This window comes from Chondromyces apiculatus DSM 436 (genome assembly GCF_000601485.1).
Taxonomy (GTDB): Bacteria; Myxococcota_A; Polyangia; order Polyangiales; family Polyangiaceae; genus Chondromyces; species Chondromyces apiculatus.
In genome coordinates this window covers 33073-46173 of the sequence record NZ_ASRX01000033.1, presented here as the reverse complement: position 1 = coordinate 46173, position 13101 = coordinate 33073, and the positions used below count along the sequence as shown (strand labels likewise).

At 70.6% G+C, this 13101-nt stretch carries 11 protein-coding genes; 8 read left to right on the top strand and 3 right to left on the bottom strand.

All coding sequences use genetic code 11. The features are described from left to right. From CAP_RS21490 to CAP_RS21480, 3 genes are read left to right on the top strand one after another with little or no spacing between them, the layout of a single operon-like run. Complete coding sequence (locus tag CAP_RS21490; RefSeq protein WP_044244063.1) at positions 1-1929, top strand: BatD family protein; 1929 nt, start codon at positions 1-3, stop codon at positions 1927-1929. Next, positions 1914-2747, top strand: coding sequence for a hypothetical protein (locus tag CAP_RS21485; RefSeq protein ID WP_044244061.1), 834 nt, complete (start codon positions 1914-1916; stop codon positions 2745-2747). The genes CAP_RS21490 and CAP_RS21485 overlap by 16 nt, the downstream gene beginning before the upstream one ends. Positions 2748-2804: 57 nt before the next feature. Beyond that, positions 2805-3386, top strand: coding sequence for a hypothetical protein (locus tag CAP_RS21480; RefSeq protein ID WP_044244162.1), 582 nt, complete (start codon positions 2805-2807; stop codon positions 3384-3386). A gap of 17 nt (positions 3387-3403) precedes the next feature. Here CAP_RS21480 and CAP_RS21475 read toward each other — a convergent pair whose 3' ends face one another. Further along, entirely contained in the window at positions 3404-5014 is a 1611-nt protein-coding gene (locus CAP_RS21475) for an FAD-dependent oxidoreductase (RefSeq protein ID WP_044244060.1), read from the bottom strand. A 341-nt stretch (positions 5015-5355) separates the two neighbouring features. Here CAP_RS21475 and CAP_RS21470 point away from each other — a divergent pair, with 341 nt between their 5' ends. The 4 genes from CAP_RS21470 (at position 5356) to CAP_RS21455 (ending at position 10071) form a co-directional block, all read left to right on the top strand. Then, positions 5356-6630, top strand: coding sequence for a PP2C family protein-serine/threonine phosphatase (locus CAP_RS21470; RefSeq protein WP_044244159.1), 1275 nt, complete (start codon positions 5356-5358; stop codon positions 6628-6630). A gap of 42 nt (positions 6631-6672) precedes the next feature. Then, positions 6673-8481, top strand: coding sequence for a serine/threonine-protein kinase (locus tag CAP_RS21465; protein WP_044244059.1), 1809 nt, complete (start codon positions 6673-6675; stop codon positions 8479-8481). Between the two features lie 8 nt (positions 8482-8489). Further along, positions 8490-9377, top strand: coding sequence for a hypothetical protein (locus CAP_RS21460; RefSeq protein WP_156041012.1), 888 nt, complete (start codon positions 8490-8492; stop codon positions 9375-9377). A 73-nt stretch (positions 9378-9450) separates the two neighbouring features. Then, entirely contained in the window at positions 9451-10071 is a 621-nt protein-coding gene (locus CAP_RS21455) for a Uma2 family endonuclease (RefSeq protein ID WP_044244055.1), read from the top strand. Here the strand turns inward: CAP_RS21455 and CAP_RS21450 are convergent. Continuing rightward, positions 10057-10836, bottom strand: a complete 780-nt coding sequence (locus CAP_RS21450) for a GNAT family N-acetyltransferase (RefSeq protein ID WP_052375619.1) — start codon at positions 10834-10836, stop codon at positions 10057-10059. The two genes, CAP_RS21455 and CAP_RS21450, sit on opposite strands and share 15 nt — an antisense overlap. Before the next feature lie 156 nt (positions 10837-10992). Here CAP_RS21450 and CAP_RS21445 point away from each other — a divergent pair, with 156 nt between their 5' ends. Then, the gene (locus tag CAP_RS21445; RefSeq protein WP_044244155.1) at positions 10993-11622 is read left to right on the top strand and encodes a hypothetical protein; all 630 of its coding nucleotides are present in this window, start codon (positions 10993-10995) and stop codon (positions 11620-11622) included. Positions 11623-11632: 10 nt separating this feature from the next. Here the strand turns inward: CAP_RS21445 and CAP_RS21440 are convergent, their stop codons facing one another. After that, entirely contained in the window at positions 11633-12952 is a 1320-nt protein-coding gene (locus CAP_RS21440; RefSeq protein ID WP_044244053.1) for a cytochrome P450, read from the bottom strand. Positions 12953-13101 lie beyond the last annotated feature (149 nt).

Sequence of the window (13101 nt, the reverse complement as noted above, 5' to 3'; positions counted from 1 at the left end):
ATGCGCTCCCAGGACCACGGATCTCCCCTGCGCCGCCACGCCGTCCTCCTGCTCGCCCTCCTCGGCGTACTCCTCCCCCGCGACGCGCTCGCCCAGCTCGACCTCACCTCCCGGGCCAGCGCGCAGGAAGTGGAGGTCGGGGAGATCTTCTCGGTCGAGGTCCGCACCACCGTCGATCAGTCGACCCAGCTCCCCAGCTCACCCCAGCTCCGCGCCCCCGCCGGCATGGAGATCGTCGGCGGCCCCAGCGTCTCCACCGGCACCACCGCTCACTTTCGCTCCGGCGGCGCGCTGGTCAAGCGCACCTTCGGCGCCACCTGGCAGCTCTCCGCCAGCAAGCAGGGCAACTTCACCATCCCGGCCCCCTCCGTGAGCTGGGAAGGGCGTCGGGTCACAGCCAGCCCGATCACCGTCCGCGTCGTCCCCTCCACGGGCCGAAGGCAGACCCAGCGCCCCGGCTTTCCCTCGCTCCTCCCCGGGGGCCCTCCCCGACAGTTCCCCTGGCCCTTCGGTGGCCCCGACCCCTTCGACGCCAACCCCTTCGGCGACACCGAGCAGGCCGAGGACGACCCGGGTTCAACCGAGCTCGCCCTCCCCACGGCGCCTGATCCCACCGTCTTCTTGCGCGCCTCCACGGACAAGACGCGCGTCGTCGTGGGCGAGCAGAGCACCCTCTCCTTCCACCTCTACTACCGCGAGAGCCTGGAGCTGACCGAGCGGCATGAAGCGCCCATGCCCGACTTCATGCGCGTGCCCCTGCTCAAGAACCCTGGCACGGACTCCCCCACCCACGCGCGCGCCGGCGGGCGCCGCTACGAGGTGCGCCTGCTCGACAAGGTCGCGCTCTTTCCCCTCAAGGCCGGCACCTTGAACCTTGGCTCGATGACCGCGCGCATCACGGGACGCCGCATCGGCAGCCGCGTCTTGCGCGAATCGAACGACATCGCCATCGAGGTCACCGAGCCCCCCACCGACGGACGCCCGCCGGGCTACCGCCTCGGCGACGTGGGCCGCTTCAGCCTGAGCGCCGCGGTGCAACCCCGCCAGATCTCCCAGGGCGGCTCCGTCGCCGTCACCCTCAAGGTCACCGGCTCCGGCAACTTCCCGCAGACCCTGCGCGTCCCGGCGCGCACCGGCATCGAGTGGCTCGACCCCGAGAAGCGCGAGACCCTCGAGCCGCGCAGCGGCGTCATCGCCGGCTACCGCTCCTTCGGCTACGTGGTCCGCATCGAGGAGAGCGGCAAGGTCGATCTCGGCACCCTCGAGTTTCCCTACTGGGATCCCGAGCAGCGCCGCTACGTCGTCGAGCGCGCCCAGCTTGGCGTCATCGACGTGACTCCGGTGACCCCCACAGCAGCGCCCGCCGCTTCGGGCACCCCCTCGGCCACCCCGGACACCCTGGACCGCCGCGATCCCTTCGCCTCCCTCCCGACCCCTCGCGCCTCGCTCACCGCGTGGACGCCGGTGCCACCTCCCCGGCTCGAAGGCCCCACCCTGTGGAGCCTCCTCGCGGCGCCCCCCTTCTTCGCTGGACTGCTGGGCCTTGGCGAGCGCATCACCCGTCGCGTCCGCGAGCGCCGCGCCGCTGGCGATCCCCCGGCCAAGCTCGCCGCAGACGCCCTCCGCGAGGCCGGAGAAGCCGCCACCCGAGGCGACGCCAAGGAGACAGCGGCAGCTTCCGAGCGCGCCATCCACCGCGCCATCGAGGCAGCGACCGGCTTGCTCTCCCGGGGCATCCTCATCGACGCCCTCGTCGACGCGCTCATGAACGAGGGCATCGATCGCGGCACCGCCACCCGCGCGCGCGACGTGCTCGCCGACTGCGACGCCATTCGCTTCGACCCGAGCGCCACCGCCGCAGCCGCGGCCGAGCTGGTCGAGCGAGCGCGCACCGCCACCACGGAGCTCGCGCGATGGAAGCGCCCCTGACGACCCCAGGCCGCCCCCTGCTCGCGCGCGCTGCGCTCCTCCTCGCCCTGCTCGCCCCCGCCGCAGCACACGCCCAGGCGGATGCCCCTTCAGCGCCGGAGGACATGTTCCGCGACGGCGCCGCCGCCCTCACCCGGGGCGACTACGCAGCGGCCATCGACGTCTTCGAAGCGCTCGCCGACCGCGGCTTCGTCCACCCCGACGCCAGCTACGACCGCGGCCTCGCCTATGCCCTCCGCGCCCGCGCCAAGGCCGATCGCCCTGGCGACCTCGGTCGCGCTGCCGCGGCCTTCGAGGAAGCGCTCCTCCTCCGCCCTGACGACGTCGAGACCGAGCGCGCCCTCGACATGGTGCGCGCCGAGATCACCCGCCGCCGCTCACGTCGCGCCAAGGATGCCGTCGAGGTCAGGCCCACCCTCGACCGCGTCATCGTCGGCCTCGCCACCGAGCAGACCTGGGGCCTCGCCGCCCTCCTCTCTTCGGTCCTCCTCGCCGTGGGCATCCGCCTGCGCAAGCGCCCCGCGGGCCCTGCGCACGTGGCGGGCAGCGTGCTCGCTCCTGCAGCCCTGGTCGCGCTCCTCGTGTTCATTCCCCTCGCGCTCTTCGCGCGTCACCTCCGCCTCACCACGCGCCCCGGCGTCATCGTCGCGCAGGAGGCCTATCTCGCCGACGAGACTGGGAAGACGCTCGGCCGCGATCCCATCCCTGAAGGAGCCTCCGTCGAGGTCGGCCGTCACAGCGGCAGCCTCGTCGAGGTCCGCTGGGGAGCGAGCGAGGGGTGGATCCCAGCGTCGAGTGTTCGACGCATCGCTCCCTGAGCCCTGCGATCTACAGAGATGGCTCGCCTCCCGTGGCCGTGTGCTAGCGTGGGCGGGGTGTGGGTCCGTCGTGCTGCCATCCGCCCTGTCCCCTCCTACGCCCTGGTTCCAGGCCGGGTCCTGGAGCAGATCGAGGAGCAGCTCGCGGAGGATGACGACGACTCTCGCCAGAAGCTCGACGATGCGTTCACCCGCTTCGAGCGCACCCAGCCAGCCCTCGCCGAGCGCATCTCCACCGTCCTCTCACGCCCCCTCGACGAGACGGCCCTCGCACTCGGCTACTTCCTGACCCTCGCCATCTGGCTCGCCTTCGACGAGACCTTCAGCAAGGACCTCCAGGAAGTCACCGAGACTGGCCTGAGCAGCGTCGAGGAAGCCCTCGCGCTCGACGAGCAGATCCGCCTCTCCGACCCTGCCGAAGCTGTCGACTCCGACGACGTCATCGCCATGGAGCAACCTGACGTCCTCGCCTTCGTGCAGGAGCACCTCGACGCGGCCCTCGAAGCCAACGCGAACGACGTCGATGTCGATGACGTGCACGAGATCTACCGGGTGGTCCTCATCGAGGTGCTCGCCCTGAGCTACGCCGTGAGGGCTCCCCAGAACTGGGCAGCCCTCCCCAGCGAGTTCACCGCGTAGCAAATCCCTCCTGCGCGTCAGGATGCCTTCCGGTGCAGCGCCTCGGCCGGCTCCGGCAGCTCCGGTGTCTCCAGCACCTCCATCCCTTCTCCCTCGCTCGGCACCTCCTCCAGCGGTTTCACGGCAGGCCCTTGCAGCACCTCGCCGGTCGGCGCGTAGCGCGCCCCGTGGCAGGGGCAGTCCCAGCTCCGCTCCTCGCTGTTCCAGTGCACGATCCCACCGAGGTGCGTGCACACCGCAGACCGCTCGTGCAGCTTGCCCCCTTCGTCTCGGTACACCGCGAGCTTGTGAATCCCGCGCTGCAGCACCGCGCCGCCGCACCGCGGGATCGCGTCCGCGTTTGCCATCGGCGACCGCTCCAGCCACTCCGCGTAGTGCCGGGCCACCTTGAGGTTCTCCCGCGCGTACTCCCCCACGGCCCTCAGCGTCCTCCGCCGCGGGCTGTACAGGTCGGCCCAGGGGTTCTCGCGCCCCGCGATCAGATCGCTCAGCAGCATCCCCGCGATGGTCCCGTGGGTCATCCCCTGCCCCGAGTCTCCCGTCGCGATGTACACGTTCTTGCTGTGCCCGGGGTCAGCGCCGATGAAGCCCAGCCCATCGACCGGCTCCATCACCTGACCTGACCACCTGGCGATCGCCTCACCCGACACGGGGAACCGCTCCCGCGCCCACATCTCCAGCCGCGCGTAGCGCTCCTCGGCGTCATCCTCCTCCCCCGTCTTGTGGTCCTCTCCCCCCACGATGACCATCTCCGAGTAGCCCCCGTCCTCACGACGCAGCCGGTGAAGCCGCGCGTAGTGGTACGGGTCCTCCATGTCCCAGTAGAGGGCCCGAGGTACCCCCAGCTCCGGCACCGGCAGCGCCACCACGTACGACCTGTAGGCAGCCTGCTTGGTGTGGATCGAAAACCTGTCGTTGAAAGGGGTGTTCGTCGCCACGATCACCGCCTTCGCCTTCACCGTCAGGCCCGTCTCGGTGGTCACCGTGGGCACGTCCCCGCCTTCCACGTCACTCACGGCGGTCCCCCCGTAGATGCGGCCCCCGTCGCGCAGCACCGCAGCCACGAGCCCCAGCGCGTAGCGCAGCGGGTGGAACGCGGCCTGCTGCGGGAAGCGCAGGCAAGGCCCCGTATCGAAGCTCTGCAGCGGCGAGCGCTCGATCTTCTCTACCCCTGGAAAACCCACCTGCGTCGCGGCATCCAGCTCCTTGTCGAGATCCTTTGGATCCTGGTCGCGCCCCAGGAACAGGTAGCCATCGAGCCGCGCGAAGTCGCACTCGATCCCTTCCCCTTGCGCGATCGCCTCGATGGTGTCGATCGCCGCCGCGTGGCTCTCGTAGGCGAGCTGCGCCCCCGAGGTCCCGAAGAACCGGATGAGCTGCTCGAAGCGATCGTCCATCGCGCTCGCGAGGTGCGCCGTGGTCTGGGCCGTCTGCCCTCCCCCGATGGCGCCCCGCTCCAGCACCACCACGTTCACGCCCCTGCGCTGGAGCAGGTAGGCCGAGGTGAGCCCCGCGATCCCAGCCCCGATGATGCACACGTCTGCGGTGGTGCTCTCCTCCAGCGGAGGCGCAGCGAGGGGCGTGACCTCCTCTTTCCAGACCGAGACCGATCGCTCCGACGTATCCATGGTGAATCCTCTCTTCAGTCAGCATGCCCGGCGGCCGCACACCCGGCCGCTCTCCAGCTCATCAAGCAGGATCAGGGCCTCGCCCTTGGGGCCGTCAGCATGGAAAGTCGTGCACGCCTCGGGCACCGATCGACCGGTTGCACCGTGCTCTTCGCGCGCGCTTGTCTGGTGCGGTGTATCCCAGCGACCGTGCGCTCCACCACGCACCAGCCGGCCTCTCCTCGTGCTTCAGCGATCTCCCGATGCGCCTCCATCCGACATCGGAGCAAGGCACGACGCAGAGCAGCACCGCAGCCGCTACCTTGACCGTCGCCGGGTGCCTCGACGACACTCGACCCCACATGCGCGACCGGATGCCCTCCCTCGTCGACGCATCCGCGCTCCTCTCCATCCTGGAGGTCTCCAGGCGGCTCGCGGCGCAGCACGAACTCGACGACGTCCTCGAACTCATCCTCCACACCGGTCGGGAGGTCCTCGACGCGGACCGCGGCACGGTCTTTCTCTACGACGCCCCCCGGAAAGAGCTGTACTCCCGCGTCGCCACCGGGGGCACCTCCATCCGCTTCCCCGCGAGCCGCGGCATCGCCGGCGAGTGCGCGCGCACCCGCAAGACCATCGTCGTCAACGACTGCTACGCCGATCCCCGCTTCAACCCCGAGGTCGACCGCCAGACCGGCTACCGCACCCGCTGCCTCATCGCGGTCCCCCTCATCGGCATCGACCACGAGCTGGTCGGCGTCCTGCAGATGCTCAACACCAGCGGCAACCGCTTCACCCTCGACGACCAGACCATCGCGGAACTCCTCGCCGCCCAGGCAGCGGTCGCCATCCAGCGCACCCTCCTCCTCGAGGAGCGCATGATCAAGCTCAAGCTCCAGCACGACCTCGCCATCGCCCGCGACATCCAGCAGAACGTCCTCGTGCGCCGCCTCCCCCGCTGCCACGGCTACATGCTCTCGGTCTACAACCAGCCTGCGGACGCCACGGGTGGCGACATCTACGACGTCATCCAGCTCGACGAGCGCTCCGACAACTCTCCCCTGCTCCTCCTCGTCGCCGACGCCACCGGCCACGGTATCGGCCCCGCGCTCAACATCACCCAGCTCCGCTCCATGCTCCGGCTCGGCCTCCGCCTCTCGGCCGACCTCCCCCTGCTCCTCAACCACATCAACCAGCAGCTCGTGCAGGACCTCCCGGGCGACCGCTTCATCACCGCGTTCCTCGGCGTCCTCGACCCTCTCCAGCACCAGGTCAGCTTCCACGCCGCGGGCCAGGGCCCCGTCCTCCACTACCGCGCCGCCGACCGCCGCGCCGAGTGGCACGAGCCGACCACCACGCCCCTCGGCATGTTCAACGAGCTTCACATGGATCCCCCCCCGCCTCTCCGCATGGATCCCGGAGACCTCCTCGTCCTCCTCACCGACGGCTTCTACGAGTTCCAGAACACCGCCGGCGAAGAGCTGGGCACCGCGCGTGTCGCCGCCCTCCTCGACCGCGTGCACACCCTCCCTGTCGACCAGATCCTCACCGCCCTTCTTTCCATGCTCCGCGACTTCGCCGGCGCCGCCCCGCAGATCGACGACCTCACGGCGCTCCTCGTCAAACGCGAGCCCTGAGCCACCGCGCACACACGCGCGGGGATCTGGTACGGTCACCACGTGTCCGGCCAGCGCTCAGCCGAACGGATCGTGGGCCGCTACGCGCTGTACGGCCCCATCGCCTCCGGCGGCATGGCCACGGTCCACTTCGGGCGCCTCGTCGGAGAAGCCGGCTTCTCGCGCACCGTCGCCATCAAGCGCCTCCACCCCCAGCTCGCCGAGGATCCGGAGTTCACCGCGATGTTCCTCGACGAGGCGCGCCTCGCCGCCCGCATCCAGCACCCCAACGTCGTGCCCACCCTCGACGTCGTCTCCCTCGACCACGAGCTCTTCCTGGTCATGGAGTACATCCAGGGCGAGAGCCTCGCGCGCCTCATCCGCGCCCACCGCGAGCACCGTGAGCACCGCGAGCACCGCGATCAACACAGGCGCGCCCCCCTCACCATCGCCTCCAGCATCGTCTCCGCCGTCCTCCACGGCCTGCACGCGGCCCACATCGCCGTCACCGAGCTGGGCGAGCCCCTCCACATCGTCCACCGCGACGTCTCCCCCGAGAACGTGCTCGTCGGCGTCGACGGCGTCCCCCGCATCCTCGACTTCGGCGTCGCCAAGGCGCGCGGCCGCATCCACACCACCCGCGAAGGCCAGATCAAAGGGAAACTCGCCTACATGGCCCCCGAGCAGGTCCGCGCCCTCCCTGTCGACGCGCGCACCGACGTCTACGGCGCCTCGGTCGTCCTCTGGGAGCTGCTCACCGGACGCCGCCTCTTCACCGGCGACAACGAAGGCGCCCTGCTCATGAAGGTCATCCAGGGCGAGATCCCCCGTCCCGCGCAGCTCGTCCCTGACCTCCCGCCGGCGCTCGACGACATCATCATGCGCGGCCTCGCCCTCGATCCCGACGCCCGCTTCCCCACCGCCTGGGACATGGCCGTCGCCCTCGAAGACAGCGTCGGCATCGCCTCCCCCCGCCAGATCGGCGCCTGGGTCGACCAGCTCGCCGGCGCCGCCCTCTCCCGGCGCGCCCGCCAGGTCCAGGAGATCGAGAGCGTCTCCCGCCCTGCCTCCCTGATCCCTCCTGGCGCATCCTCACGCCCTGGCGGCTCACCTCCCTCCTCCCCCGGCCTACCCCCTTCGTCCCCTGGCCTCACGCCTCTTTCCCAGCCGGGCCTCACGCCTCCTTCCCAGCCCGGCCTTGCGCCTCCTTCCCAGCCCGGCCTCACGCCTCTTTCCCAGCCCGGCCTCACGCCTCTTTCCCAGCCCGGCCTCACGCCTCTTTCCCAGCCCGGCCTTGCGCCTCCTTCCTCCGCGGGCCAGCAGCACCCTCACGCGAGCGCCTCCAGCGGCAACGGAGCCCTCACGCCGCCACCTGGCTGGAGCGCTACCCACGTCTCCGGCGGCACCACCTCCTCTTCGCCGCATCACCCCGCCCCGAGCCCGACGCCGGGTGCCCCCTCCCGCTCTGGCACCTTCCGCGTCACCGCCCTCGTGATCGTCGCCGCCTCTCTCGGTGGCCTCGCCGCCACCGCGGCGCTCACCTTGAAACGTGACGGCCATCCCGCTCCCACGAGCACCTCCACCGCCACGTCGGCCGCATCCACCGTCGCCCCCTCCCCGTCGGGCCCCGACCCTCTCCCTGCGCCATCCCCCTCCCCTTCCGCGCAGCTCCCCTCAGCCTCCGCCACCGCTTCCGCGCCTCCCAGCAGCGCCCCTGCAGCCTCCAGCGCGGGCCCCTCTGCACCTGCGCAACCTCCCTCCCCGGGCACCGCCAGGCCCACCCCAGGCACGAAGCCGGCACGCCCCTCCTGCAACCCCCCCTATACTGTCGACTCCCGCGGCATCCGCCGCATCAAGCCGGAGTGCATGTGACCCACGCGGTGCCCAGACCCTGCCTCGTCGCGCTCGCGCTCACCGCCCTCACCTCCACCGCTTTCCTCCCCTCCTCCCTCGCCAAGCCCACCGCTGCGCAGACCAAGCGCGCGTGCGCCACTGCCTACGAAGAGACCCAGTCCCTCCGCAGCGACGGCAAGCTCCAGGCCGCGCGCGACAAGGCAGTCCTCTGCGCCGCCGACGCTTGCCCTGCCGTCGTCCGCGGCGACTGCACCCGCTGGCTCCAGGAGATCGAGGACAGCCAGCCCACGGTCGTCTTCCACGTCACGGCTCCTGACGGCCGGGAAACCGCTGACGTCCGCCTCCAGATCGACGGCAAGCTCACCCACGAACGCCTCGACGGCACGGCGCTCCCCATCGACCCTGGCGAGCACCTCCTCCGCTTCGAGATCCCCGGCGCAGACCCCATCGAACAGCGCCACGTCATCCGCGAGGGCGAAAAGCTCCGCGCCATCAGCGTCTCCTTCGCCCCCGAACCACCGCCGAGCACAGCCTCCGGCCCTTCTTCGGCGCTCCCCGACGACACCACCGCATCGCGCGGCACCCCCGGCCTCGTCTGGGTCCTCGGCGGCATCGGCATCGCGAGCCTCGGCGTCGGCGCCACCTTCGGCATCCTCGGCATCACCCAGAAGAGCGACCTCGAAGACACCTGCGCCCCGCGCTGCAACGACACCGACGTCAGCGCCGTGCGCACCAAGCTCCTCGCTGCCGACATCGGCGTCGGCGTCGGCGTCGTCTCCCTTGGCGTCGCCACCGTCCTCTTCCTGACCTCCGGCCCGAGCGCCAAGACCGACGCCCGCCGCCCCCTCCCCGTCGACCTCGCCCTCACCCCCCTCACCGGCGGCGGCTACGCGGGCATCTCCGGCACCTTCTGACAATCTCCAGCTCGCGTGCGGTTCGCCAGACGGGCACTGGCTGCCTCCTCGCCATGGCAGTACCCTTCTGCCCATGGCGAGCGCCGCCCACTCTATTCATCGCGCCACGACGGCTGACCTCCTCGCACTTCCCGCGGAGGACCGCTTCCACGAAATTATCGACGGAGAGCTGGTCCGCAAAGCCCTCCCCAGCTTCCGCCACGGCGCGGCTCAGGTCGAACTCGCCGGTGACATCGGCGCAGCCTATGGTCCCCGGGCCCGTGGCCGCGGTCCTGGAGGATGGGTCTTCGCCACCGAGGTGGAGATCGCCTTCGAGCCTCACCAGGTCCTCCGCCCCGACCTCGCCGGCTGGCGCCGCGAGCGCCTCCCGCGCCCCCCTGGGGAGACCCCTGTCACTCTCCGACCCGACTGGGTCTCCGAGATCCTCTCCCCCTCCACCAAGCAGAACGACCTCTTCAAAAAGCTCCGTATCTACGCCCGCAACCAGGTCCCGCACTACTGGATCCTCGACCCTGACGTAGCCGTCCTCTGGGTCTACCGCTGGACCGCCGAGGGCTACCTCCTGGTGCACACAGCCGAGGGTCAGGAGCGCGTCCGCGCCGAACCCTTCGATGCCGTCGAACTCTCCGTGCAGAGCCTCCTCGGAGACGACGACGCTCCCGACTCCCCACCCGACGCATCATCCGTCCCTTGATTCCCCGCTCCGCGGCTTGAACTCCTGGTAATGCCCTGCCGGGCGGAACCCCAGCCGCTCGTAAATGCGCAGCCCATCCGCCGACGCCTGCAGCTCCACCGCGGCCATCTCTCTCCGCTGCGCTTCCCGCAGCGCCTCCAGGGTCACCGCCGACCCGTAGCCCCGCCCTCGACATGCCGCGCGCGTCGAGACGTTGTAGATGCCCGCCGCGTCGACCCCGAGGCACAGCTCGCAGGCCGCCACCGCCGCGCCCTCGACGTAGCCCACGAAGAACAGCAATGGACTGCGCTCCGCGAGCGCCGCCTGCGCCGTCTCCCCGTAGAACTGCATCACCAGCGGGTCCGGCGGCGACCAGTTGGCAGCATTGACGGCCGCAAAGTCCCCCAGCCCCTCCACCGTCCTCACCCGCACCACCCGCAGTTCCGGCGGCGACCCCGACGGCTCCCGCAGCGCCGCCAGCTCCAGCCGCATCGCCGTCTCCGCCTCGACGGGTTCCAGCCCTGCCTGCAGAAGCCTCCTCCCCAGGTCCTCCGGCCCATCCCCGGGCCCCACCCACCAGGAGAATGCCCGTCCCCCGTAGCCCGACACGATCCCTGCAATCGCCTCCTCCGCGTCATCCCCCTCGAACCGGGCCCCCGCCACCACATTGAACGTGTCGCAATCGAGCCCGCTATCCACCACCAGGACCTGGGGCTCATCCCGGACCATCGCCCCTGCGCGATCGAGGGCCAGGTAGCTGAGGTGCGTACGAAAATGGGTTCTCACGGGCGCGATCTTTCTGCCCTCCCCCAGATCCAGCCGACGGATGGGCCACGAGACTGTACCCTGCTCCGACCCGTGACGCCTCCGAGCCCCCTCCGCGGCTTCTCCTCCCTTCTCCAGACGGCTCCCCTCGTCTCTCGCCTCGTGCTCACCGGCGCCCTGCTGACCGCCTGCAAACCCTCACCTCCCTCGGAGCAGCCCTCGGACCCTGCGCGCGCCCCTGCGACCGTGGCCGCGGCCGCCCAGAATCAGCCCCTCAAACCTGCCTCCGCATTCGCCAGCATCACCGACCCGGCTGCGCGCTCTGTCGCCCTCTTCACCGAGGCCGGCCGCGTCATCGCCCATCCTCGCTGCACCAACTGCCACCCCTCCGACGGCGTCCCCCGCCAGGGCATGGACCTGCGCCTCCACGTACCTACCGTCTCCGGCGGCCCTGACGGTCACGGCGTCGCGGGCCTCCCCTGCGCCTCCTGCCACCAGGCCGCCAACACCCCGCTCCTCGGCGCCACCCTCCCCAGCGTCCCCGGCCACCCCAAATGGGCGCTCGCTCCTGCCCAGATGGCCTGGGTGGGCAAGAGCCTCGGCCACATCTGCGCCCAGCTCAAAGATCCGCACCGCAATGGCGGCAAGACGCTCTCTGAGATTCACCACCACATGGCCGAGGACACCCTGGTCGGCTGGGCCTGGAACCCGGGCCCCGGCCGCGACCCAGCCCCGGGGACCCAGGCCTCCTTCGGAGAGCTGATCAAGGCCTGGATCGATACCGGCGCCCACTGCCCGGCGCCGTGAGCCGATGCGGCTACGCCAGCCGCTCTTCCACGATCATCCGTACCCCGTGCGCGGGCGCTGCATTGGCGGCGCGCACCTTCCCTTTGTCGGGCCGCAGGGACGCGAGGCGCAGCCGGTAGCGCCGCAGCACCGTGGCGAGCACCAGCCGCATCTCGTAGCTGGCCATGGCCGCGCCCAGGCAGCGCCGCGCCCCACCGCCGAAGGGCACGAACTCGAAGGGCGTGAACTTCCGTTCGAGGAAGCGCTCGGGGAGGAAACGCATCGGCTCCGGGTAGAGGTCCTCGCGGAAGTGCGTCACCCCGATGGCCACGCCCACGCCCGTGCCGACCGGCAGCGAGTAGCCCAGCAGCTCCATCGGGCGCAGCAGCTTTCGAGGCGCCGGCGCCGGGGCGAGCGGAAAGCGGCGCAGGGTCTCCTGACAGACGGCATCGAGGTAGGGCTGCTTGTCGAGCTTCTCGGGTCCCGGCTCGGGCCCCAGCGCGTCCAGCTCGTCGCGCAGCCTCGCGAGCACCGCGGCGTTCTCGGGCCTGTGCAGCGCGTAGAAGGCCCACGCGATGGAGGCCGCCGTGGTCTCGTGCCCCGCGACCACCAGCAGGAGGAGCTGATCACGCAGCTCCTCCTCGGTCATCGGCTGACCGTCCTCGTAGCGGGCCTGGACGAGCATGCTCAAGATGTCCTCGCGTGACCCGTCCTCACGCGCGGCCGCGACCAGCGCGTCGAGGTGCTCGTAGAGGAGGCGCTGTCGCCGCTTGAACGAGGCAAAGGGACCGATCCCTCCGAATTCACGGCGCATCGACGGAAAGAGCGCGATCAGCGGGGAGATCCCGTTGAAGAGATCCAGGAGCAGCGTCGCCAGCTCCTTCATGCGCTCCGGCTCGCTCACCCCGAAGACCGCCTGCAAGATCACGTCGAGCGAGATCTGCTGCGCGACCTCGTACACGCTCACCTTCTGATCCGGCTTCCAGTCCACCGTGTGCGCTTCGGCCAGGCGGCACATCGACTCCCCGTAGGCGCGCATGCGCGCTCCGTGGAAAGGCGGCGTCATCAGCCTGCGCGTCCGACGGTGCTCCTCGTCTCCGAGCAGGAGCAGCGAAGTGCGCCCCAGGAACACGGCGAAGTCGCTCGATAGCGGCGCGAACGTACCGGGCTCCGCGGTGTAGATGGCCCGGATGCCAGCGGGATCACCGACGCACACCAGAGGAGGGTTGCCGGGGAAGGAGAACGGATCGCCGTACTTCTGCGCCATCGGTGCCATGCAGCCCATCGGGTCCCGGAGGTAGCTGATCATGCCCAGCACTTGGCTGCTCGGTCCCGGCGGGAAAGTGGACATCCTCCGACGATATCAGCCGAACCGTCCCGCCTGGTCCTCTCCGAAGAACTTCGTCAGAAGTGCTCTTTCACGCCACCCTGCCATTCTCCAGTCCAGGGACCACCGCGCTCTCCCGCGCGGCGCCTCTGCCCGTCTCGAAGCACACACTG

Excerpts from the sequence above, each read along its gene's own strand:
- CAP_RS21475 (WP_044244060.1), bottom strand. The coding sequence starts at position 5,014 with ATGGATACGTCGGAGCGATCGGTCTCGGTCTGGAAAGAGGAGGTCACG.
- CAP_RS21490 (WP_044244063.1), top strand. The coding sequence starts at position 1 with ATGCGCTCCCAGGACCACGGATCTCCCCTGCGCCGCCACGCCGTCCTC.
- CAP_RS21440 (WP_044244053.1), bottom strand. The coding sequence starts at position 12,952 with ATGTCCACTTTCCCGCCGGGACCGAGCAGCCAAGTGCTGGGCATGATC.
- CAP_RS21485 (WP_044244061.1), top strand. The coding sequence starts at position 1,914 with ATGGAAGCGCCCCTGACGACCCCAGGCCGCCCCCTGCTCGCGCGCGCT.
- CAP_RS21455 (WP_044244055.1), top strand. The coding sequence starts at position 9,451 with ATGGCGAGCGCCGCCCACTCTATTCATCGCGCCACGACGGCTGACCTC.
- CAP_RS21470 (WP_044244159.1), top strand. The coding sequence starts at position 5,356 with ATGCGCGACCGGATGCCCTCCCTCGTCGACGCATCCGCGCTCCTCTCC.